General features: G+C 59.3%; 26 protein-coding genes. 21 read left to right on the forward strand and 5 right to left on the reverse strand.

Annotated features, from left to right (window positions below; translation table 11 throughout):
- Nucleotides 1–14: 14 nt before the first annotated feature.
- Nucleotides 15–1,154, forward strand: coding sequence for an iron-containing alcohol dehydrogenase (locus ACO079_RS10930; protein WP_421789975.1), 1,140 nt, complete (start codon nt 15–17; stop codon nt 1,152–1,154).
- Nucleotides 1,151–1,582, forward strand: coding sequence for an acyl-CoA thioesterase (locus tag ACO079_RS10935; RefSeq protein WP_421789977.1), 432 nt, complete (start codon nt 1,151–1,153; stop codon nt 1,580–1,582). The genes ACO079_RS10930 and ACO079_RS10935 overlap by 4 nt, the downstream gene beginning before the upstream one ends.
- 5 nt (nt 1,583–1,587) lie before the next feature.
- On the opposite strand, the gene ACO079_RS10940 is transcribed toward ACO079_RS10935, so the two are convergent.
- Complete coding sequence (locus ACO079_RS10940) at nt 1,588–1,932, reverse strand: hypothetical protein (protein WP_421789979.1); 345 nt, start codon at nt 1,930–1,932, stop codon at nt 1,588–1,590.
- A gap of 75 nt (nt 1,933–2,007) precedes the next feature.
- Between ACO079_RS10940 and ACO079_RS10945 the strand changes: the two genes are divergently transcribed.
- The 3 genes from ACO079_RS10945 to ACO079_RS10955 all read left to right on the forward strand — a co-directional run bounded on the left by ACO079_RS10945 (nt 2,008) and on the right by ACO079_RS10955 (nt 4,309).
- A complete protein-coding gene (locus ACO079_RS10945) occupies nt 2,008–2,409 on the forward strand; it encodes a hypothetical protein (protein ID WP_421789981.1) in 402 nt (133 codons plus the stop codon).
- Nucleotides 2,406–3,536 (forward strand): cell division protein ZapE, encoded by a 1,131-nt coding sequence (gene zapE, locus ACO079_RS10950; RefSeq protein WP_421789983.1) that lies wholly within the window; start codon nt 2,406–2,408, stop codon nt 3,534–3,536. Before ACO079_RS10945 ends, zapE begins: the two co-directional genes overlap by 4 nt.
- A gap of 95 nt (nt 3,537–3,631) precedes the next feature.
- Nucleotides 3,632–4,309: an O-methyltransferase gene (locus tag ACO079_RS10955; protein WP_421789985.1), complete on the forward strand. Its 678-nt coding sequence runs from the start codon at nt 3,632–3,634 to the stop codon at nt 4,307–4,309.
- A 415-nt stretch (nt 4,310–4,724) separates the two neighbouring features.
- Here ACO079_RS10955 and ACO079_RS10960 read toward each other — a convergent pair whose 3' ends face one another.
- The gene (locus ACO079_RS10960) at nt 4,725–5,240 is read right to left on the reverse strand and encodes a DUF6265 family protein (RefSeq protein ID WP_421789986.1); all 516 of its coding nucleotides are present in this window, start codon (nt 5,238–5,240) and stop codon (nt 4,725–4,727) included.
- Nucleotides 5,241–5,355: 115 nt separating this feature from the next.
- On the opposite strand from ACO079_RS10960, the gene mdh reads away from it, so the two are divergent.
- Both mdh and ACO079_RS10970 read left to right on the forward strand, forming a co-directional pair.
- The gene (mdh, locus tag ACO079_RS10965) at nt 5,356–6,318 is read left to right on the forward strand and encodes a malate dehydrogenase (RefSeq protein ID WP_421789988.1); all 963 of its coding nucleotides are present in this window, start codon (nt 5,356–5,358) and stop codon (nt 6,316–6,318) included.
- 112 nt (nt 6,319–6,430) lie between these two features.
- The gene (locus ACO079_RS10970; RefSeq protein ID WP_421789990.1) at nt 6,431–7,054 is read left to right on the forward strand and encodes a peroxiredoxin family protein; all 624 of its coding nucleotides are present in this window, start codon (nt 6,431–6,433) and stop codon (nt 7,052–7,054) included.
- Here ACO079_RS10970 and ACO079_RS10975 read toward each other — a convergent pair.
- Nucleotides 7,051–7,563: a TspO/MBR family protein gene (locus ACO079_RS10975; RefSeq protein WP_421789992.1), complete on the reverse strand. Its 513-nt coding sequence runs from the start codon at nt 7,561–7,563 to the stop codon at nt 7,051–7,053. The genes ACO079_RS10970 and ACO079_RS10975 overlap by 4 nt on opposite strands.
- Nucleotides 7,564–7,704: 141 nt before the next feature.
- Between ACO079_RS10975 and ACO079_RS10980 the strand changes: the two genes are divergently transcribed.
- Nucleotides 7,705–8,256 carry a GNAT family N-acetyltransferase gene (locus ACO079_RS10980; RefSeq protein WP_421789994.1) on the forward strand — a complete coding sequence of 184 codons (552 nt, stop codon included), beginning with the start codon at nt 7,705–7,707 and terminating at the stop codon, nt 8,254–8,256.
- 7 nt (nt 8,257–8,263) lie between these two features.
- Here ACO079_RS10980 and ACO079_RS10985 read toward each other — a convergent pair whose 3' ends face one another.
- Entirely contained in the window at nt 8,264–8,998 is a 735-nt protein-coding gene (locus ACO079_RS10985; protein ID WP_421789995.1) for a LytTR family DNA-binding domain-containing protein, read from the reverse strand.
- Nucleotides 8,999–9,142: 144 nt separating this feature from the next.
- On the opposite strand from ACO079_RS10985, the gene ACO079_RS10990 reads away from it, so the two are divergent.
- From ACO079_RS10990 to ACO079_RS11025, 8 genes are all read left to right on the forward strand, one after another.
- The gene (locus ACO079_RS10990; RefSeq protein WP_421789997.1) at nt 9,143–9,682 is read left to right on the forward strand and encodes a DUF2306 domain-containing protein; all 540 of its coding nucleotides are present in this window, start codon (nt 9,143–9,145) and stop codon (nt 9,680–9,682) included.
- A 57-nt stretch (nt 9,683–9,739) separates the two neighbouring features.
- A complete protein-coding gene (locus ACO079_RS10995) occupies nt 9,740–10,618 on the forward strand; it encodes a DUF1036 domain-containing protein (RefSeq protein ID WP_421789998.1) in 879 nt (292 codons plus the stop codon).
- 78 nt (nt 10,619–10,696) lie between these two features.
- A complete protein-coding gene (locus tag ACO079_RS11000) occupies nt 10,697–11,878 on the forward strand; it encodes an alkaline phosphatase D family protein (protein ID WP_421789999.1) in 1,182 nt (393 codons plus the stop codon).
- Nucleotides 11,879–12,063: 185 nt separating this feature from the next.
- The gene (locus ACO079_RS11005; protein ID WP_421790001.1) at nt 12,064–12,357 is read left to right on the forward strand and encodes a DUF2282 domain-containing protein; all 294 of its coding nucleotides are present in this window, start codon (nt 12,064–12,066) and stop codon (nt 12,355–12,357) included.
- Between the two features lie 21 nt (nt 12,358–12,378).
- Complete coding sequence (locus tag ACO079_RS11010) at nt 12,379–13,248, forward strand: DUF692 domain-containing protein (RefSeq protein ID WP_421790003.1); 870 nt, start codon at nt 12,379–12,381, stop codon at nt 13,246–13,248.
- Nucleotides 13,241–13,987 carry a DNA-binding domain-containing protein gene (locus ACO079_RS11015; RefSeq protein WP_421790005.1) on the forward strand — a complete coding sequence of 249 codons (747 nt, stop codon included), beginning with the start codon at nt 13,241–13,243 and terminating at the stop codon, nt 13,985–13,987. The genes ACO079_RS11010 and ACO079_RS11015 overlap by 8 nt, the downstream gene beginning before the upstream one ends.
- Before the next feature lie 15 nt (nt 13,988–14,002).
- A complete protein-coding gene (locus ACO079_RS11020) occupies nt 14,003–14,578 on the forward strand; it encodes a DoxX family membrane protein (RefSeq protein WP_421790007.1) in 576 nt (191 codons plus the stop codon).
- Nucleotides 14,579–14,715: 137 nt separating this feature from the next.
- Nucleotides 14,716–15,426 carry a methyltransferase domain-containing protein gene (locus ACO079_RS11025; protein WP_421790009.1) on the forward strand — a complete coding sequence of 237 codons (711 nt, stop codon included), beginning with the start codon at nt 14,716–14,718 and terminating at the stop codon, nt 15,424–15,426.
- Here the strand turns inward: ACO079_RS11025 and ACO079_RS11030 are convergent.
- Nucleotides 15,423–16,019, reverse strand: a complete 597-nt coding sequence (locus ACO079_RS11030) for a YceI family protein (RefSeq protein ID WP_421790011.1) — start codon at nt 16,017–16,019, stop codon at nt 15,423–15,425. The genes ACO079_RS11025 and ACO079_RS11030 overlap by 4 nt on opposite strands.
- A 57-nt stretch (nt 16,020–16,076) precedes the next feature.
- Between ACO079_RS11030 and ACO079_RS11035 the strand changes: the two genes are divergently transcribed.
- From ACO079_RS11035 to sucD, 5 genes are all read left to right on the forward strand, one after another.
- On the forward strand, nt 16,077–17,324 hold the full coding sequence (locus ACO079_RS11035; protein ID WP_421790013.1) for an MFS transporter: 1,248 nt from the start codon (nt 16,077–16,079) through the stop codon (nt 17,322–17,324).
- 107 nt (nt 17,325–17,431) lie between these two features.
- Nucleotides 17,432–18,625: an ADP-forming succinate--CoA ligase subunit beta gene (gene sucC / locus ACO079_RS11040; protein ID WP_421790015.1), complete on the forward strand. Its 1,194-nt coding sequence runs from the start codon at nt 17,432–17,434 to the stop codon at nt 18,623–18,625.
- Nucleotides 18,626–18,631: 6 nt separating this feature from the next.
- Nucleotides 18,632–18,925 carry a hypothetical protein gene (locus ACO079_RS11045; protein WP_421790017.1) on the forward strand — a complete coding sequence of 98 codons (294 nt, stop codon included), beginning with the start codon at nt 18,632–18,634 and terminating at the stop codon, nt 18,923–18,925.
- Nucleotides 18,922–19,368, forward strand: a complete 447-nt coding sequence (locus tag ACO079_RS11050; RefSeq protein WP_421790019.1) for an acyl-CoA thioesterase — start codon at nt 18,922–18,924, stop codon at nt 19,366–19,368. The genes ACO079_RS11045 and ACO079_RS11050 overlap by 4 nt, the downstream gene beginning before the upstream one ends.
- Before the next feature lie 12 nt (nt 19,369–19,380).
- Entirely contained in the window at nt 19,381–20,286 is a 906-nt protein-coding gene (gene sucD, locus ACO079_RS11055) for a succinate--CoA ligase subunit alpha (protein ID WP_421790021.1), read from the forward strand.
- Nucleotides 20,287–20,356: the final 70 nt, after the last annotated feature.

Genomic DNA, 20,356 nt, shown 5'->3' on the forward strand with positions numbered 1-20,356 from the left:
TACTCTTCCCCGCCATGCACAACTTTTCCTTCCGCACGGTTCCGCACATTATCTTTGAGCCCGGTGCCTCCAAGCGCCTTTCCAGCCTTGCCGCCCCGGTTCTGAAGGGCGCAAAACGCCTCTTCTTTGTCACTGACAAGGGCGTGCGCGGAGCCGGGCTGATCGATGACGCGCTCGCCGCGCTGGAAGCCGACGGCTTTGAGGTGTTTGTTTTCGACGAGGTCGTCGCGGACCCGCCCGAAGCGGTCGTGCTTGATGCCGCGGAGAAAGCGCGCGCCTTCGGCGCTGAAGCCATCATTGCCTTTGGCGGCGGGTCTCCCATGGATACCGCCAAGGTCGTCGGTCTGCTGGCGGGGGGCGATCAACCTTTGTCTGAAATGTATGGCGTCGAACAGGTGCGCGTGACCGGCCTGCCGTCCATCATGATCCCGACCACGGCGGGCACCGGTTCGGAAGTTACCAATGTGGCTGTACTGACCACCGGGGCAACGTCCAAGCGCGGTATTGCCGCCGGGCCGCTTTATGCGGATATGGCGATCCTGGATCCGGAGCTGACGCTGGGCCTGCCGCGCCATGCTACGGCGGCAACCGGAATTGATGCCATGGTGCATGCCATCGAAGCCTTCACCAACAAGCGCTCGAAAAACCCGATCTCCGATTCGCTGGCGCTGGCGGCCTTGAAAAAATTGCAAGGCGCTATCCTGACCGCCTGCGAGGATCCCGGAAATCTCGAAGCGCGCGGCGATATGTTGCTGGGCGCCATGCTGGCTGGCCAGGCGTTTTCCAATTCTCCCGTAGGTGCGGTTCATGCCATGGCCTATCCGCTGGGCGGGATTTTCCATGTCCCGCATGGGCTCTCCAATTCGGTCGTGCTGCCACCGGTTCTGAAATTCAATGCGGCTGCTGCTGAACATCTCTATTCCGAGATGGCCGCACATATGGGGCTGGAGGCAAGCTCGTCCGGCCTGATCACTGAGATGGAGCGCATCGCTGATGCGACCGGCATCGAAACGCGCCTCTCCCAGCTGGGCATCTCGCATAATGATATTCCGCGCATGGCCGAGGATGTCGCCGCGAACGACCGGCTCCTGCCGAACAATCCGCGCGAGCTGACCTATGACGACATCGTCAAACTCTACGAGGAAATTGTATGAGTGACGGCCTTGCCAATCGCGCCGATTATCCGGTCTTTTTCGAGATCGCGACCCGCTGGCAGGACAATGATGTCTACGGCCATCTGAACAATGTCGTTTACTACGAGCTGCTGGATACGGTGGTGAACCGGCATCTGATCGAAGCGGGCGTGCTCGACCCGGAAACCAGTGATCAGATCGGCCTCGTGGTGGAATCCGGCTGCAAGTATTTCGCCTCGCTGGCTTATCCGGAAAATGTCGATGTCGGCCTGCGTGTCGCCCATATCGGCAACTCATCAGTTCGTTACGAGGTCGGTGCCTTTGCAAAGGGAGCTGATACCGCTGCCGCCGAAGCATTTTTTGTTCATGTCTATGTGGACGCTGAAACGCGCCGCCCCAAACCCCTGCCGGACGCGTTCCGTGCGGTGTTGGTGTCGATACGGCGCTAGGTCGGTTACCGGCAGATCATTACTGATATGCTGAGCAACACAAATGCTGCCGCCATTGCGGCGATCATCACGGCAATCCCGTAAGAGTTGTCGCGTTCGCCCACTGCTATCAACCACGCGCGCGCGGTTTCAGGCGAGTTGTTATTAAAAACCTGCGTCCATCTGGCTTGCCGGTTGGCGTCGTTAGAGTTGGCGATTTCGCGTATTCGCTTCGCGCCTTGCAGGACATAGAAATCCTTTGGAATCATCAACATCCATAGGCCGCCAAGAGCGGCGCCCATTATGGTGAATGTTCCTAACACACCCGTTACCGAAAATAGCCCAGCGTTTTCCGGGCAAATTTCCAGCATTCGTCGGTCCAACCCCAGGAGGGTTACTCCGAAGAGTAGGAAGTAGAGGCCCATTGCCAGGCAAATCGCGAGTCCATGAAAAACTCGCCGTGGTGGATCAAAAAATGGATTGGGGGCAGGCAATCGAGCGATCCACTGAACGACACGCCTGCTGATGCCTTCGTTCATCAAAAATGCGGCGGCGTGCAAACCAAAGCCAACATCTGCGGCCTCAAGCGCACGCATTGCATCAGCCTGACGTTCGCGCCTTCTCAACTCAGCAGCATTCAGTCGTCGGTCTGCTCTCAATGCTCTGTGTTTTATGTACCGGCTGCGCCGCATTCTTTTCGCCCTGCTCAACTTACCGCAAGTCTTGTCATTCGGATGCTCCACTGCCAAGACGCCTTCATGCGTGAGATCAAACGCCCGGTCTTTCTAATAATCGCCGCCCTCATCGCCTTTGGCCTGTTGGGCGCGGCTGCGATTTTAAGCTTATGACACCGATCGAGGCGCTGAACCGGCGGATTGAAGCGGGTCAGCTCAACCGCGACCCTGCGCAGGTTTCTGCGGCCGAAGCGCTGACCGATCTGCACGAAAAACTCGCCGGTTGGCGCATCAAGGATGGCTGGGTCCGGCACAAGACCAAACCGCCCAAGGGCTTGTATCTCTGGGGCGGGGTCGGCCGCGGCAAATCCATGCTGATGGATCTGTTTTTCGAAAACGCCCCGGTGAAGGCCAGGCGGCGCGTGCATTTTCATGAATTCATGCAGGAAACCCACGCCCGCATCGGCGAATGGCGCAAGCGGACCCATAACAAGAAGGGTCAGGCCGACCCGATTCCGCCGACGGCGAAAGCGATTGCCAGCCAGGCACGCTTGCTATGTTTTGACGAGTTTCAGGTCACCGATATTGCCGATGCCATGTTGCTGGGTCGACTGTTCGAACACCTGTTCAAAATCGGCGTCGTGGTCTTCGCCACGTCCAACCGGGTGCCGGATGATCTTTACAAGAATGGCATCAACCGGCAGCTCTTCGAGCCCTTCATCGACATGTTGAAAGACCAGCTGGAGGTCATGGAAATCGGCGCGGGTGAAGATCACCGGCTGCGTCAGCTGACGGCCGCGCCGGTTTATTACACCCCGTTGGGCGAAACGGCTGGCGTCGCGCTGGACGCGGCGTGGCAACGTCTGACGCAAGGCGCAACCCCGCAATCCTGCTGGGTCACGGTGCAAGGCCGGCAGGTGCAGGTGCCGCGCGAAGCGTCCGGCGTGGCGCGATTTACCTTCGAGGAATTATGCGCCCGTCCGCTGGGCCCGGCCGATTATCTGGCGCTGGCCTCGCGCTTTCATACACTGTTGATTGAGGGCGTGCCGCAATTGTCCGTCGATAAGCGTAATGAAGCCAAACGCTTTGTGACCTTGATTGATGCGCTTTACGAGGCGAAGACCAAACTTGTAATGAGCGCTGCCGCCGAACCGGACCAGCTTTACCCGGCTGGCGATGGCGCATTTGAATTTGAACGCACGGCCTCGCGCCTGATGGAAATGCGGACGGAAGATTATCTCGCTGCCGCCCATGAAGACGCGATGGCCACTGAAGATACCCCCTCACCCTCCCAACGCTGAAATGCTATCGCAATTCAGCGCCGGGTCCCTCCCTCTCCCTCGAGGGAGAGGGAAGAGGGCGTCAGCCCTCAGGGTGAGGGGGAAGAGGAGAAAAGATGTCCCGTTCCATCGGCCTTGATGCCACGCTGACTGATTACATCCGCAACGCCAATCCGGACGAGTCCCCGGCCCTGAAGCGCTGCCGCACGGAGACGGATGCGCGCGAAGATGCGGTCATGCAGGTCAGCCCGGAACAGGGCGCTTTCATGAAAATGATCGCCCGCATGCTGAACGCCAAAACGGCCGTCGAGGTGGGGGTGTTTACCGGTTATTCCGCGCTGGCGACGGCAGAAACCCTGAAAGAGCTGCATGGCCCGCAAGCGCGTCTGATGGCCTGTGATGTCTCGCATGATTTTATCGGCATTGCCGAGAATTACTGGAAGGAAGGCGGCGTTGCCGATGTGATCCATCCTGTTATCGGCGATGCGCGCCAGAGCCTGATCGGCCTCATCAATGATGGCTATTCGGAACGCGTCGACATGATGTTCATTGATGCCGATAAGACCGGTTATCCGGATTACTACACCTCCGGCCTGACACTGCTTCGCCCCGGCGGGGTGATGTTGTTTGACAATGTGTTGTGGAATGGCTCGGTCACGGACGATGACAAGGTCGCCGCCGATGCCGACACGGCCGCCTTGCGTGATATCGCCTCAACCATCAATGCCGATGCCCGTGTTCACAACGCTTTCACGGCGATCGGCGATGGCCTGCTGATCGCGATGAAGCGCTAGATGCAGAGCCGCCTGTTCAACTTGCCCATGATTGCCGTGGCGTCCGGGCTCGTCGCGGCGTGTAACGATGGTTCGAGCGCGGCCACCCTGTCTCAATACGCGTGCAACGACCGCGACAATCATACGATTGAGATAATCGAAAGCCAGACTTCGAGCATTGAACTGAGAGCAACGGGAAGCATATCGAGCTTCCGGTGCACGGTTCCTGGCGAAGACACCGGTCTCCTTGGCGCAAACCGGTGTGAAGTCACACCAGAAACCGCGCAAGTTTTCACACTTAGAATGTCACCCGGTTCATCAGGTGAGTGGATTCAGACGCTTCACTTTAATCGCGGAACGGGGCTTCTGAGGCGAGCGGATTCCCCTGATATGACATGTGCCCTGATTGGCCAGCACGAGCTGGGATAAAACGGCCTCAATTCTCAACCCGCGTCCAGCGGAAGGTGATGGCGTTTTCGCCGTCCATATCGCTGATGATCGCGGCCAATTCATTTCCATCGCGCGCATAGACGATCCGTTGTGGAAAATCATGGTCCGGATTGACGAACACCGCCTGCCCGGTGAAGGGCTCGCGTGTCTCCATATTGAATCCGGCCTCTCCGCCCCAATAACGGAAACACACCGCTTCACCGCCTCCCGGCTGGGCGCAGTATTGCATTCCCTCATCCGTGTTCACGATGCGCATATACTCAAATGCGCGTGCCTGCCCGTCCCGGATTGAACGGTTCACACCCAGATAGAGGCCGCCCTCGCCATTGGTCCAGATTTCTTCCGACACCCGGCCCTCGCTTTCACGGCGCCAATGGCCTTCAATCCAGGCCAGTGATCCCTGTTCCTCCATCCAGGCCCGGCGTTCCGCGACGTCTGGATCGTCTGCCGCTGCGGCTCCTGTCAAAACAAGCCCGGCGGCTAATCCGATTATCCATCTCATCGTCTGGCCTCCTTCGCCAGAAGTCTAACGCAATTGCGCAGGTCTGTCGCTTGCCCTGTTTCCTGCCCGGCGTTACACAAACCGCAAATTTTCCGCACTTGCGAAGGAGCGCCCCATGGCCCGCAAAAAAATTGCCCTCATTGGTTCTGGAATGATCGGGGGCACGCTGGCCCACCTCGCTGCCAAGAAAGAAATAGGCGATATCGTCCTGTTCGACATTGCCGAAGGCATGCCGCAGGGCAAGGCGTTGGATCTCTCCCAATGTGGTCCGATTGAAGGCTTTGACGCGAAAATCACCGGCTCGAATGATTATGCCGATATCGCAGGCGCCGATGTCGTGATCGTCACCGCGGGTGTGCCGCGCAAGCCGGGCATGAGCCGCGATGATCTTCTGGGCATCAATCTGAAAGTTATGAAAGCAGTGGGTGAGGGCATCAAGAACAACTGCCCGGACGCCTTCGTCATCTGCATCACCAACCCGCTGGACGCCATGGTCTGGGCGCTGCGCGAGTTTTCCGGCCTGCCGCACAACAAGGTGGTCGGCATGGCCGGCGTGCTGGATAGCGCCCGCTTCGCCACCTTCTTGGCCTGGGAATTCGATGTTTCGGTCAAGGACGTCAACGCCTTCGTGCTGGGCGGTCATGGCGACACCATGGTGCCGGTCCTGTCCTATTCCACCATCAACGGCATCCCGGTGGCCGATATGGCCAAGATCAAAGGTGTGCCGGAAAGCCGTCTGGATGAAATCGTCGATCGCACTCGTAAGGGCGGGGGCGAGATTGTCGGCCTTCTGGGCAATGGCTCGGCCTATTATGCCCCGGCGACCAGCGCGATCTCCATGGCCGAAGCCTATCTGGGCGACCAGAAACGCATCCTGCCGTGCGCCTCTTATGTTGAGGGCAAGTATGGCCTCGACGGGCTTTATGTCGGCGTACCAACCGTCATCGGGGCAGGCGGCACGGAAGAGGTTGTCGAGATCGAGCTTTCTGCAGAAGAGAAAACCAATCTTCAGGTCAGCGTCGATGCGGTCAAAGAGCTGCTGGAAGCGTGCAAGGGTCTCGATTCCAGCCTCGCCTAGTCTTGCGAGGGGATAACGCCGGATAACATCACCGTCAGAATCGCGCGAGACCCCTTGAAGCCTCGCGCGGCTTGCGCCATCTCCCCGGCCAGCCAGTTGGAAGGGGCTTTACATGTTACGTCTGATTACGCCTGTCATTGCGCTGGGCCTGATGGCCTGTGCCGGCGACGCAGAAGAGACCGATACCGTTAATGCCGAAGCGGTTGAAGCGGCTACCGAAGCCGCCGCGCAGTTCGGTCTGGAGGTCGGTTCTGCCGCTCCGGACATTTCCCTGACGAACGCCGCGGGCGAAACGGTCACCCTGGCAGACCTCGCCGGGGAAAGAGGCACGGTGATCTATTTCAACCGCTCGGTGGATTGGTGCCCGTTTTGTCAGGTTCAGACGATGGAGATCGACACGTTTGCGCGCTATTTCGACGAGCGCGGCTATGGCGTTGCGGTGATCACCTATGATGAGGTGGACGAGCTGGCGGCCTTCGCCGAGCGCCGGCGCGTCTCCCTGCCGCTGCTCTCTGATCCGCAATCAGCGCTGGTTGATGCCTTTGATATTCGGGATCCGAACTATACCGATCCGGAACACTACGCGTATGGCGTGCCGTATCCGATCACCTTCGTGATCAATACCGATGGCATCATCACGGCCAAATACTGGCACGAGCCCGGCTATGGAGAGATGCGCGGCTATGCGGAACGCATTTCAGTGGCAGATGTCCTGATGTCTCTGTCCGAGGGCTAGAGCCCGGCGAGCTGCAGGCCGGTGTTTAACCGCATCAACTCGAATGAAACGACGAGCATGAATGTGGTCCACCCAAAAACGGGCCACATCATGACCCCCGCTGCCTTGTTGGCCCGGCCGACCACCAACATTGTCAAAACGGTCAGGATGAAGCTGACAAGGATGGCGTAGAACCCGACGGAAACATCACGCAAGATAACAAATCCGGTCAGCCATCCCGCCGAGGCCAGGAATAGGAGCGTAATACCGATCATGGCGATCCAGCGGGAAAGGCCTGTTCCGAACCGGTCGACGGTCCAAAGCGCCAGCGCCATGATCATGGTCTTGGCAATCCACAGCCAGGTTAGAATCATGAGTGGCGGCAGGAAAAAGGGCGTTTCCAACTCGTCATATACCCATTCCACCACGCCTGTGGCGAAGGCCAGGCCTGACACGAGGCCCGTCATACCGGCCGCCATCATCCAATAGACGATGAGGCGTATTATTGTGGGACGGTTTTGCGTTTCCATTATTCGGACAGGCCGCTCCAAACTTCATCAACCGGCTTTAAGCGCAATTTTCACGCCAATCATCGCCGCTATACGGTTTATTGCTTGCGAGATGCAGCGACCGGGCGTATGCCCGGCGCCCGATTGCGACGGGAGGGCGTAATGGCGGTGGATATCTCAAGCTTTGGACCAAGACTGGAAACCGAGCGTCTGATTCTTCGGGTGCCGGTCGAGGCCGACATTGAACATCTCATCCCGGTAATGGCGGATGAGCAAACGGCTGAGTTTATTGGTGGCGTCCAGACATCGCCTCATGTCTGGCGCGGGCTGGCCGGCATTATCGGGCATTGGGCGATCCGCGGCTACGGGTTTTTCTCGGTCGAAGACAAAACCACGGGCGAATGGTTGGGCCGCGTCGGTCCATGGTACCCCTATGGCTGGCCGCAGGAAGAAATCGGCTGGACCGTCAAGCGAGAGGCTTGGGGCAAGGGGATTGCCTCAGAGGCTGCGGAGCGTTGCCTGGCTTTTGTGTTCGAGGATCTGGCCTGGGACTCGGTGATTCACCTGATTGATGAAAACAATCGGGGCTCGCAAGGCGTGGCGCGGAAAATCGGATCCCGGAATCTTGGCAAGCCGGTTGAAGTCGCGGGTTTCGGAGTCATGGCGGATCAATGGGGTCAGACCAAAGCCGACTGGCTGGCGCGCCAGAGGTGACAGGCCTCTAGATCCAGCCCTTTTCCCGCCAGCGCGGATAAAAGCTGCGGCTGACCGGCGCTTTGATGCCATTGCTGAGGGTCAGCTCGGCCCGCCCGCCGGATTTCTCGGCGTCTGCGATCGCCGCTCGCGCCACCCACCAGGAGCGGTGGGTTTGCATACCATCCAGCCCCTCGAGCGCCGCCATGGCATCGCTTAAACGCATCAGAATCAGATCATCTCCACGGCTGGTGTGAACCCGCAAATAGTGATCTTCGGATTCGAGGGCGAGAATTTCCGCCGTGCGCAGGCGGACAGGCAGCTTGTCGGTCAGCGCGCGGCCCGCAACAGGCTCGGTTGCCTCTGAATCCGGCCGGTCGAGCATATAGGTCAGCGCTGTTACGGCGCCGGATATCAGCAGCACAAAAAAGAAAATGACGGGCCAGGCGCCGGGAGGCGGCATCGGGCCAAGGGCTGCCTGGATTCCGATAACCGCGGCCGTTACGGGAATGGAGATGATGACGGCGATGAGCGAATAGGAGGTCCAGACCGGCAAATTCGGGAAAAAGCGATTAAACACTGCGGCGGTCAGATTTCCGGTCATGCCGCCCAGAATCAAAAGTCCGGTCCAGTACAACCAGACCCAGGGCCAGCCCAGGCCCGACGTATTATACGGTCCAAGAAAGGCCAGAAACGTACCGACCCCCAAAAGGAAAAGCGGGCCACCGGCCCGGTCGAACAGCTGATTTACCCAGCCTGGCACGAAAATCCCTCCACCGCTCACGTATCGCGAACGGCAGCCTAGCGCCATTCGCGAGCCAAAACAGCCTCTTTGCGAAGTACCGCTACACCACCCGGCGCGGCCCTGTCATGACCGGCTCATCGCAGCCATGCAGGAGTTTTAGCCATGAATATTGTCCGCCACTTTGCTTACGGAATCGGAATTTTTGTTCTGGTCGTCGGGTTTGCCCTTATCCAGGGGGGCGCACTGGAAGGTGAATATCTCTCAGCCATGGGCAACGCGTTCGGGTCCATGGCGTCGGGTTTCCGTCCGGATTTCGGCGCTTTTGCGCGCGCGCCCCTGTTGATCCAGGTGCATGCGGGCGCGGCCCTGTCCGCCGTGGCGATTGGTTTGGTCCAGTTGTTCGCCCCGAAAGGCACCGTTCCACACCGCACGCTGGGCTATAGCTGGGCAATCCTGATGCTGGTTACGGCGTTTACCGCGGTCTTCATCCGCGAAGCCAATAATGGGAATTTCAGCTTCATCCATATTTTCGTGCCGCTCACCCTGATGGGGCTGTTCGGTGTGATTTCCAATGCCCGGAAGATGGAAACCGCCAAACATCGCAATGCTGTCTTCTCGCTTTTCATTGGTGCTCTGATCGTGCCGGGACTGTTTGCATTCATGCCCGGCCGGTTGATGTGGCAAATGTTTTTCGGTGGGTAATCCTGACGCGTGGCAAAAGGGCTGGGCAGTTCTCCCCGGCCCCGTTACACTCGCCCCATGCGTGTTTTTCTTCTGCTTGCACTTGTTTTTATTGCGGCCCCCCGGGTGGCGGCACAAGCGCCTGGCCCGGTGCTCCTCCAGGCCTGCAATGACGCCCCCTTCGGGATCGGCGTGGCTGCGGCCTTTCGCGATACGCCAGCTGACCGCTACATGATACGCGGTTGGTTCCAGATCCCAGCCGGAGAATGCCTGGAAGGCGGTCTTGGAGATGTTGTAGGCGAAGACGTCTGGATCGGCGCGGTGTCTGGCGAATGGCGCTGGCCGGCCACAGACGAACCTGAACAGGCCTTTTGCACGCCGGCGCAATCTTTTTTTGAACAGGCCCGGCTGGGCGATTGTTCTGACAACGAACGGCTGACAGGCTTCGAGCGCGTTGCGCTGGAGCCTTTTCAAGCCGGATGGGACCGCGCCAGGGTGCGCTTTTCCTGCGAGGATTTCGAAGGCGAGGAGGCCGCCCTGTGCCAGCAGACGCAGGAAGGGCCGGACGGGCTGGCCGTCCCGGTTCGCAGTCTTGAGGTTTGCAATGCCTGGCCGGTGGCCGCAGAAATCGCAATCGGCGCTGGCGTGGAGTTTGGCGGGTTTGAAAGCACGGGTTGGGAAACCATCCCGCCGCGCCTGTGCCAGATCGTCTATCGCGGCTTCCCCATGAATGGCGAAGTCTGGTTTGTGAGCCGGCGGGCAGGACAGGACACGGAAGCCTTCACCCGCGAAGCCCGGCTTTGCGTCTCGCGCGGGGCTTTTACAGCCCAAGACAGCCGGCAGGCGCTCGTCAATGCTGAACAATGCCCAGCTGAGGCCCCTGTAGCAGCGGCGGCGCAACGCGTCCGGTTCAACCGGGGTGTGTCGCGATATCAGGCCTATGTGCCGCGCGACTAGACCGCGCTAAACGCCGCGCCCGTCTTCCCAGTTTCACAATCCTTGTGTACGCCTGATCCCAACACAGGGGAGGGCGGCATGCGCGCGATTATAGGTTTGGCATTTCTGGCAACGGCGTGTGCAACGCCGCAATACATGGTTCCAGGACCGGAGGCGGAACAGCCGGACCCGTCGGCTGCCTGGGCGCCGGAAACCGTGCAGGAAGCGCTTCGGCCTTATTATGCCAATCTGGATTATGAAAGCCCGGTCGCCGGGCCGATCCTGCCGCTGGATTCCGGCCAGCCGCTCACCCGCATCGCTTTCGGGTCCTGCCATGACCCGGCAGAGCCGGGCATGGAGATCATGAGCCGCGTCGCTGCAGATGAGCCGGATGTGTTCATTTATACCGGCGATAACGTCTATGGTGATGCCTGGTCCTGGGATGCCACGCTGTGGGAGTTGCGCGAGCAATATCAAATCCTCGCGGACGATCCGCATTTCACCGCCTTGCGCGAATCCACCCCCTTGCTGGCGACCTGGGATGATCATGATTTCGGCATGAATGATCTGGGCCGGTTGTTTCCATATAAGGAGTACGCGGAATCGCTCTTCCTCGATTTCTGGGGGGCGCCAGCGAACGACATCCGCCGGACACGAGAAGGCATTTATGATGCCGCGATTTATGGCCCGGAGGGCCAGCGAACGCAGATCATCATGCTCGATACCCGCTATTTCCGCACCGAGTTGACCCAGACTCCCAATCGGGGATGGGAAGGTATGGAGCGTTACATCCCGTCGGAAGATCCGGACCAGAACATGCTGGGCGAAGCCCAATGGGCGTGGTTTGAAGCGCAATTGCAGGAACCCGCGGATCTAAGGATCATTATCAGCTCCATTCAGGTGCATGCCGATGGTCATGGCTGGGAAGCGTGGCGGACTTTGCCGATTGAACGCCAGCGATTTTACGATGTGATCGGCGAATCCGGTGCCGAACACGTGATCATCGTGTCAGGCGATCGTCATTCCTCGGGTCTTTATGTTCGCGAAGACGTGATCGGCTATCCGCTTTTTGAGATTACTTCCTCCTCTTTGAACCGCTCTTTCCGTGATGAAAACAATGAAGCGGGCCCCTATCGCATCGGCGAAATGTACGCGCCCGTGAATTACGGCGTCATGGATGTGAACTGGGTGGCGCGTTCCGTGAGCTTGCAGATACGGGACCTCGAAGGGCGTATCGTAAGGGAGGTCGTGGTCTCAATGGACGATCTCGTTAACCCGTAGCGCTGGTGTGACGTCGGCGGAAGCTCACGGTGTTCACGAAAATTCTAATGGCGTGGTAACGTCGTCGTTAGCGCTGTCCATCAGTCGTGAATAGATATCCGGCCGGCGTTCAGACAGGTTTCATCTCGCCGGTCGGGACCTTCCCGGTCGGGTCAAAAACGAAACCCTACTGGAGGTCTTAAACCATGAATACGCAAACCAAATTCGCCACGCTTGCCGCATCTGCTCTGGCTCTGTCGCTGAGCGCGGCTGCTTCCGCCGACGACGACAATATGGCGTCCAGTGACGCACAAGAGCGCTGTTATGGCATCTCGCTGGCTGGCGAGAATGACTGCGCCGCTGGCCCGGGCACATCCTGTGAAGGCACGTCCACCGTCGATTATCAGGGCAATGCCTGGACCTATGTCCCGGAAGGCACCTGCGAAACCGTTGAAACGCCTTATGGCAACGGTTCGCTTGAGCCGATCGAGCGTCCGTAAGCGGACCCGCGGGAGACCGGTATGACCTCCGCCCACCCCGCCCTGTCTCCGGCACCCGAAATGGGTGCCGGGCTTGGCCTCAAACCGCAGCACTATCGCAGCGTGTTGGAGAGCAAGGCGCAGGGCCTGTGGGCGGAAGTCCATCCGGAAAACTACATGACCGAAGGCGGGCCGCGCCATGCCTGGCTTGAGGCGATTCGCCGCGATCATCCGCTCTCGCTGCACGGGGTGGCGCTATCGCTGGGCGGTGCAGACCGCCCCGATGCGGATCATCTCAAGCGTCTTCGCGCGCTGGCAGACCGTTATCAGCCTGCCATGATGAGTGAACACCTGGCCTGGTGCGCCCATGACGGCACCTATTTTGGTGACCTGCTTCCCACGCCCTATACGCGTGACCAGCTGGAGCGCTTTTGCGCCCATATTGATGAGACTCAAGAAGCGCTGGGCCGGAAGATTCTCGTTGAAAATCCATCTATTTATCTGCCACTGAAAAGCGAAATGACAGAACAGGACTTCTTAGGCGCGGCGGTGGAGCGGACTGGCTGCGGCCTCCTCCTGGACGTCAATAATGTCTTCGTCACCAGCTGGAATCTCGGTCAGGACCCGTATGAATATATCGACCTTGTGCCCGGTGACGCAGTGGGTGAGATTCACCTGGCCGGTCATGAGCAGGACGAAAATCTCGGCGATCAGCTTTTGATCGACACGCATGGCGCGCCTGTGCGCAATGAAGTCTGGGAGCTTTACGAATACACGATCAAAAAGATCGGCGCGAAGCCGACCCTGATTGAACGCGACAGCAATCTGCCGACCTTTGACGAGGTCATGGCCGAGCGCGATCAGGCTCAAGCCATCCTCGACGCCTCCGGCAAGGAGGTGGCTCATGTCTGAGTTTCATGACCAGTTCGCGCGCGCCCTGAAAACCGGGGATAGCGCAGCCTTGGCCGCCTTTACTGAAGGGTCCCCGGAGACCAAATTCAAGGTCTATCGCAATAACGTGGTCAAGGGCGCGGCCGACACGCTGGGTGATGCCTATCCGGTGATCAAACGCCTGGTGGGTGAAGAGTTTTTTCACGGCATGGCGCGCGCCTACTGGGCGAAACACCCGCCCGCCAGCCGCACGCTGACGCTGTTCGGTGAGCATTTCTCCGATTTCATCGATCAATTCGAGCCCGCCGCCCAGCTGATTTATCTCCCCGATGTCGCGCGTATGGAGCGTGCCTGGCTGGAAGCGCATCACGCGCCCGACGCCAAGCCACTGGCGCTGGCCGATGTCAAAAGCCTGCCACCGCAGAAACTGGCTGCGATTGCACCCGGCCTGCATCCATCGGTTCACCTGATCGCCTCGGAGCTTCCAGCCTTTTCGATCTGGAAAACCAATCGGGAAGACCTGCAGGTCAAGAAAGTCTCGCTGGAATCGGGCGCAGAAACCGCGCTCTTTCACCGCCCGCAGATGGAAGTGCGCTATCGCCGCCTTTCACCTGCGGAGATTCTGTTTCTGACCCGGATCAAAGCCGGGCAAACCTTCGAAACCGCCTCCAGCGCGGTCTCGGATCATTTCCCCGGAGCCGATCCGGTTCCGGTCTTCATAGCCCTCCTCAAAGAGGGCGTTTTCAACGGTCTGGAGTAAAAGGGGCTACTCACGATGAGCACTCAACCATTCGACGGCAATGCGCCCGTCTTCGGCGCGCTTGGGCGTCTGTATCAACAAGTCTATGGCACAGCACAAAGCCTGATCAGCCATAATCTCTTATCGCTGTTTGCACGGCTGGCGATTGCCGGCGTGTTCTGGCGATCCTTCCTCAACAAGGTCGAAACCAATGGCCTGTTTGATTATGTGGAAGTCATCAACGATTTCGAGATCGAGCGGTCCTTGCTGAAAATTCCGGCCTTTCCGATCGAGATTCGCGAGCGCGTTTTCACAAATTTCTCTGAAGGCGGCTCGAACCATATCCCCTTCTTGCCGGGTGATCTCGCCGCTGTGATGGCGACGATGGGAGAAGGCATTCTGCCGATTCTGCTGGTGCTGGGGCTTCTGACCCGCTTTGCGGCCACCGGCCTGATCGTGATGGCGCTGGTCATCCAGATTTTCGTCTTCCCGACCAATGCGCACTTCTGGGGCTCGATCGCTCTCTGGTTTGTCCCGCTCTTCTATCTGGTGGGCCGGGGGTCTGGTGCGCTGTCACTGGACTACGTCCTGTCGCGTCAATTCGCCCGCTGATCCCCGCCGCGAATTGGACGCTGTCGCGCCGCTGCTGGCCCTGTCCCCCAACTGGCTGGCAGCGGCGCTCTTTATTTGGCGTTTGGCCACAAACCGTTTAGGACGCGTCACCGCCCGGTTTGATGAATAGGCCCGCCATGAAAGTCTTTTTCAAAACCCTGCAAGCGCGTTTGCGCGATCCACGCCAGTTTTCGGTTGAGTCTCCGGACCGGCTGTGCCCGATCTGCGGTTATGAAGGCCGGTTTTTGTCGCTGGGAACGCCGCCGCGCTGGGATGGCCGCTGCCCCAATTGCGGTTCGCGGGAACGTCACCGGCTCCTGCATCTCTGCCTCGAAAGCGAAGGCATTGATCTCAAGGATGGCCGCTCCATTCTGCATTTTGCGCCGGAAGGCTATTTCAAGAAGATGATGGGCGATGCACCCGATTATCACACGGCGGACGTCGTGCCGGGCAAGGCGCGCCATGCTATGGACATGTCCGACATGACGTTCGAGGACAATAGCGTGGATGTGGTCATCGCCAATCACGTGCTCGAACATGTCGAGGACGACAAAAAGGCCATGCGCGAAAGCTTCCGCGTGCTCAAGCCCGGCGGTCTGGCAATCTATACCGTGCCGCAGAATTGGGCCCGGGCGGACACCTACGAAAACCCGGACGTCGTCACGGCAGCGGACAAATATGCCCATTATGATGATGCGTCACATGTCCGCTATTATGGCCGCGATTTCGTGGACCGGGTCCGCGAAGCCGGTTTTGACGTAACCGAATGGCGGCTCGAGCCTCAGGACGAACCCAAATACGGCCTGTTCAAACAGGACGTCATCTATCTGTGTAAAAAACCGGCCTAGCCGCGTTCAAAGACCAGATAGGCTGAAACCGGGAAGACCGGTGAAATACTAGACAGGCCGACAATGTCGCGCAGGGCTTCAATGCCCGCTTCCATCCCGTATTCGCGCGCATCAATCAGCACCGGCTCGCTGGTCATCACCAGAAGGCTGTCTTCGCCATTGCGCACCACGCGGACATTGGCCCAATTGGTGCGGACCTCGCCATTCATAGTGATGGACAGGGTGAGTTCCGTTTGCAGATTGTCGCCTATTTCCAGCGCGCCATAGTCGGCGGGGTCCAGCTGAGCCGTCAGCTCAATCACCGGATAATCCGCGACATTGAAGAACATGTCGCGCAAGCGCTCATTGCGGATATCGACATAGCTTTCCACGCTGGCCGCTTCGACTGCGACGCGGGCTGCGCCCTCGCTGGAAACCGCGCCGGACAGCGCCTCAAACCGGCTGACCTCGGCAACGTCCACATTTTTATAGCTGACGAAGGTAATGTCGGAGGCGTCGCCATTCAGCTGCCAATTGCTGCCGGTCACCGGCGTGCTTTGTGAACAGGCAGCGAGGAAAACGGCACAAAAGATTGCAATCCGTGTCTTGATCATGTCGCGCTTCTCCTATTGCTTGGCGTCAGCCTTGAGCCGCAAATTAGGACGCCGCCCGTGAAATTCTACAGAAATGTCGCCTCGGTCATGCTGGCCATTGGGATCTGGCAAGTTGCCAATGGACTTTTGAACGTGGCTCTGCCGCTCACCATGGCAAACGCGCAATGGTCCGGGATCGCCATTGGTGCCATCGCCTCGGCCTATGCGATGGGGTTCATGGCCGGCGCATTTTACGCCCCGCAGCTGATCTCCCGCATTGGTCATATTCGCGCCTTTGCCGCCGCCGGCGGGCTGGCCGCCGCGGCGACACTGTTCTTGGGGGCTGATACTAATGCTTATCTCTGGTTTGCCCTGCGCCTGATTTTCGGGGCCAGTGCGGCGGTCTTGTTTGCGGTCGCCGAAAGCTGGATCGCGGATGCGACCCCCGCCCGCGCGCGCGGCGGGGTGATCTCCGCTTATCAGATTTGCGGACGCGCCGGCATTGTGATCGGGCCTTTCCTGATCGGGGCAGGACAGGAAGGCATTGGCGCGGCCTTGCTGGTGGCCGGAGCGTTTCTGGCATTGGCCATCTCGCCCGTTGCGGCCACAGGAAAGGCTCAACCCATCATCCCGGACCGCCTGCCAGGTTCTCCACTGGATGTGATGAAAGTCGCACCCGCTGCGGCTATTGCCGTGTTTACCGCCGGGGCGGTAAATGCGGGCGTGCTGACCTTCATACCGATCTGGGCCGGAGATTTGGGCACGCCGACCGAAGATGCCAACACCACAGCGGCAGCCGCTCTGGTGATGGGCGTGATCTTTGCCGGGTCCATGGCCAGTCAATGGCCGGCGGGCAAGATCTCGGACCATTATGATCGCCGCTATGTGATGGCAGGTCTGGCTGTCGCCTGGGCGGTGATCTCACTTATCCTGACGGCTTTTGTCGATCCTGGCTTTGTCTCGGGCCTGATCCTGATCGGGCTTTGGGGCGCGACTTCGCTGGCGCACTATGGCATCGCTGTGGCACACGCTGCTGACCGCGCAGACGCCGGTCAGTTACCGGCCATGGCGGCGGGACTTCTGCTGGTCTGGGCAGTGGGCTCCATTATTGGCCCGCTGATCACCGGTGCGCTTTATGCCAGCGCCATCGAGATGCGCGGAGTCTTCCTGTTTTCAGCTGTGATGGGCGTGGCCATGGCGGGGGCGATGTTCCTGCGCCGCCGCAGCCGGGAACGCGCACCGGACGCCGAGCGCGAGGACTATGTGAACCTGCAGGCGACCTCCTCGGCACTGGCCGAGACGGGCGAGGACGAAACCACACTTTAAAGCCTGCAGATATACGGCCTTCCTTGCATTGCGTGGCATCAAGCCAGTGTTATAAGCGCGGTATACCTTCCGCCTGACCGCCGATTCTCACGCGAGGCTCTATCCAGATGAATATCCACGAATACCAGGCCAAATCCCTGCTCAAATCCTTTGGTGCACCGGTCGCAGATGGCGGGGTCGCCATGACCCCGGCAGAAGCCGAAGCAGCGGCAAAAAACCTGCCCGGCCCGCTCTGGGTGGTGAAATCGCAAATCCATGCGGGCGGACGCGGCAAAGGCAAGTTCAAGGAAGACAGCGCCGGCGAACAAGGCGGCGTGCGCCTGGCCAAATCCGTCGATGAGGTTCGCGAGTTCGCCAAGCAGATGCTGGGCTCCACCCTGGTCACCAAACAGACCGGTCCAGCAGGCAAACAGGTCAACCGGATCTATGTCGAAGATGGCGCAGATATCGACCGCGAGCTTTATCTCTCCCTGCTGGTCGATCGTGCCACCAGCCGTGTCGCGTTCGTCTGCTCCACCGAGGGCGGCATGGACATCGAAGCCGTGGCCGAAGAAACGCCGGAAAAAATCCACACCGTGCATGTCGATCCGGCGGCCGGTTATGCGCCTTATGTCGGCCGGAAGATCGCCGCCGCGCTGGAGCTGGAAGGCGCGCAGGTCAAGCAGTGCGTCAAGCTGATGGGTCAGCTCTATAAAGCCTTTGTCGAAAAGGACATGGCGCTGCTTGAAATTAACCCGTTGATCGTCACCGGCGAGGGTAATCTGCATGTGCTCGATGCCAAGGTCGGGTTTGATAACAACGCGCTCTATCGCCATCCGGATATTCAGGACCTGCGCGACCTGACCGAAGAAGACGAAAAAGAGATCGAGGCCTCCAAATACGACCTCGCCTATATCGCGCTGGAAGGTGATATCGGCTGCATGGTCAATGGCGCGGGGCTGGCCATGTCGACCATGGACATCATCAAGCTTTATGGCGCAGAACCGGCCAACTTCCTTGATGTGGGCGGCGGCGCCTCGGAAGAAAAAGTGACCGCCGCGTTCAAGATCATCACGGCGGACCCGAATGTTAAAGGCATTCTGGTCAACATCTTCGGCGGCATCATGAAGTGTGACGTCATCGCGCGCGGCGTGATCGCCGCCGTGAAGGAAGTCGGCCTGCAAGTGCCGCTGGTCGTGCGCCTGGAAGGCACGAATGTCGAAGAAGGCAAGCGCATCATCAATGAGAGCGATCTGGATGTGATCGCCGCCGATGATCTCGATGATGCGGCCCAGAAAATCGTCAAGGCGGTGAAGGGCTAGAAGCGTTTGGGCAACCTCCTCCAGATCCTGGCGATTATTGTCCTGCCCATCGCTGTGGGCGGCGTGGCGGCCTGGTATGTCCGCCGTTGGCTGGCAGGTCTGCGATGGAATGTCTATGCGGCGGTTTTGATGCTGGGATTGTTAACCCCCATCCTGATCGGATTGCTGGTCGCGCAAGCGATGATCAGCAATGTCGAGAATGCCATGGCGCTGGCCGCCCCTATGATGGCGGGCGTGGCCGCGGGTACAGGCTGGCTGGGGGGCGCGCTGATGTTCCGCTTTTCCGGGAATAATGCATGACGCAGCGCTCGGACTTCACCTTCTTCCATGAACACCGCGTGCGCTGGGCCGAAGTGGACCCGCAGGCCATTGTGTTCAATGCGAACTATTTCGTTTTCGTCGATCACGCCGTGACCGAATATTTCCGCGCCAATGATCTGATGTGGGAACGCACGCTGGAGCGCGGCTATGACTTCTTCACGGTCAACGCCAATTGTAATTTCCGCAGCCCGGCCAGGCTGGATGAACTGATCCAGATCGGCTTCCGCTGCAAACGCTTCGGCACCTCATCGGTGGATTATGCCTTTGGCATTTTCAGGGGTGAGGAATTGCTCGCTGATGGCACAATGACCTATGTCTGCGCCGACGTGGAAACGCGCCGTCCGAAACCGCTGCCGGAGGATTACACCTCCTGCATTCTCGCCTTTGAAAAACACCCGATTGAAACCAAACAAGCTGCCTGAGGTCTTATAACAATGGCCGTACTCGTCGATAAGAATACCAAGGTGATCTGCCAGGGCCTGACCGGCCGCAACGGTACCTTCCACACCGAACAGGCCATGGAATATGGCACGCAAATGGTCGGCGGTGTCACGCCGGGCAAGGGTGGCCAGACCTGGACAGGCGAGGAAAATTCCAGTCTCTCCCTGCCGATCTTCGATACAGTTGGCGAGGCGCGTGAGGCCACCGGCGCGAACGCTTCGGTCATCTATGTACCACCGCCCTTTGCCGGCGACGCCATTCTGGAAGCCATTGATGCCGGGATCGAGCTGATCGTCACGATCACGGAGGGCGTTCCGGTTTCTGACATGGTGAAGGTGAAGCGCGCCCTGACGGGTTCCAATTCCCGCCTTGTCGGGCCCAACTGCCCGGGCGTTATCACGCCGGGCGAGTGCAAGATCGGTATCATGCCGGGACATATCCATCAGCGCGGCACGGTCGGCGTGGTCTCTCGCTCCGGTACGCTGACCTATGAGGCGGTCAAGCAGACCTCTGATGTCGGCCTGGGCCAATCGACCTGTATCGGCATTGGCGGCGATCCGGTGAATGGCACCAACTTCATTGATTGCCTGGACATGTTCCTGGGCGATGACGAAACCCAATCCATCGTCATGATCGGTGAAATTGGCGGCTCGGCTGAAGAAGAAGCCGCAGACTTCCTGAAATCGGAAGCCAAAAAAGGCCGCTCCAAGCCGGTCGTGGGCTTTATCGCGGGCCGGACCGCACCTCCGGGACGTACGATGGGCCATGCGGGCGCGGTGGTTTCGGGCGGCAAGGGCGGCGCAGACGACAAGATGGAAGCCATGCGTTCGGCGGGAATCACGGTATCTGATAGCCCGGCCCGTCTGGGCACCACCATGGTCGAGGTGTTGAAAGGCTAGAAGCCGTACACACCTATTGAACCGAACCGGCGCAGCAAGGATCACAATATGCGCCGGAACTCCGGATAAA

The organism is Hyphobacterium sp. (assembly GCF_965228115.1).
Lineage (GTDB): Bacteria > Pseudomonadota > Alphaproteobacteria > Caulobacterales > Maricaulaceae > Hyphobacterium.

Bases quoted from the DNA above. Each gene is read 5' to 3' on its own strand.
- ACO079_RS10930 (WP_421789975.1), top strand. From the start codon at position 15: ATGCACAACTTTTCCTTCCGCACGGTTCCGCACATTATCTTTGAGCCC.
- ACO079_RS10935 (WP_421789977.1), top strand. From the start codon at position 1,151: ATGAGTGACGGCCTTGCCAATCGCGCCGATTATCCGGTCTTTTTCGAG.
- ACO079_RS10940 (WP_421789979.1), bottom strand. From the start codon at position 1,932: ATGCTGGAAATTTGCCCGGAAAACGCTGGGCTATTTTCGGTAACGGGT.
- ACO079_RS10945 (WP_421789981.1), top strand. From the start codon at position 2,008: ATGAAAAACTCGCCGTGGTGGATCAAAAAATGGATTGGGGGCAGGCAA.
- zapE (WP_421789983.1), top strand. From the start codon at position 2,406: ATGACACCGATCGAGGCGCTGAACCGGCGGATTGAAGCGGGTCAGCTC.
- ACO079_RS10955 (WP_421789985.1), top strand. From the start codon at position 3,632: ATGTCCCGTTCCATCGGCCTTGATGCCACGCTGACTGATTACATCCGC.
- ACO079_RS10960 (WP_421789986.1), bottom strand. From the start codon at position 5,240: ATGAGATGGATAATCGGATTAGCCGCCGGGCTTGTTTTGACAGGAGCC.
- mdh (WP_421789988.1), top strand. From the start codon at position 5,356: ATGGCCCGCAAAAAAATTGCCCTCATTGGTTCTGGAATGATCGGGGGC.
- ACO079_RS10970 (WP_421789990.1), top strand. From the start codon at position 6,431: ATGTTACGTCTGATTACGCCTGTCATTGCGCTGGGCCTGATGGCCTGT.
- ACO079_RS10975 (WP_421789992.1), bottom strand. From the start codon at position 7,563: ATGGAAACGCAAAACCGTCCCACAATAATACGCCTCATCGTCTATTGG.
- ACO079_RS10980 (WP_421789994.1), top strand. From the start codon at position 7,705: ATGGCGGTGGATATCTCAAGCTTTGGACCAAGACTGGAAACCGAGCGT.
- ACO079_RS10990 (WP_421789997.1), top strand. From the start codon at position 9,143: ATGAATATTGTCCGCCACTTTGCTTACGGAATCGGAATTTTTGTTCTG.
- ACO079_RS10995 (WP_421789998.1), top strand. From the start codon at position 9,740: ATGCGTGTTTTTCTTCTGCTTGCACTTGTTTTTATTGCGGCCCCCCGG.
- ACO079_RS11000 (WP_421789999.1), top strand. From the start codon at position 10,697: ATGCGCGCGATTATAGGTTTGGCATTTCTGGCAACGGCGTGTGCAACG.
- ACO079_RS11005 (WP_421790001.1), top strand. From the start codon at position 12,064: ATGAATACGCAAACCAAATTCGCCACGCTTGCCGCATCTGCTCTGGCT.
- ACO079_RS11010 (WP_421790003.1), top strand. From the start codon at position 12,379: ATGACCTCCGCCCACCCCGCCCTGTCTCCGGCACCCGAAATGGGTGCC.
- ACO079_RS11015 (WP_421790005.1), top strand. From the start codon at position 13,241: ATGTCTGAGTTTCATGACCAGTTCGCGCGCGCCCTGAAAACCGGGGAT.
- ACO079_RS11020 (WP_421790007.1), top strand. From the start codon at position 14,003: ATGAGCACTCAACCATTCGACGGCAATGCGCCCGTCTTCGGCGCGCTT.
- ACO079_RS11025 (WP_421790009.1), top strand. From the start codon at position 14,716: ATGAAAGTCTTTTTCAAAACCCTGCAAGCGCGTTTGCGCGATCCACGC.
- ACO079_RS11030 (WP_421790011.1), bottom strand. From the start codon at position 16,019: ATGATCAAGACACGGATTGCAATCTTTTGTGCCGTTTTCCTCGCTGCC.
- sucC (WP_421790015.1), top strand. From the start codon at position 17,432: ATGAATATCCACGAATACCAGGCCAAATCCCTGCTCAAATCCTTTGGT.
- ACO079_RS11050 (WP_421790019.1), top strand. From the start codon at position 18,922: ATGACGCAGCGCTCGGACTTCACCTTCTTCCATGAACACCGCGTGCGC.
- sucD (WP_421790021.1), top strand. From the start codon at position 19,381: ATGGCCGTACTCGTCGATAAGAATACCAAGGTGATCTGCCAGGGCCTG.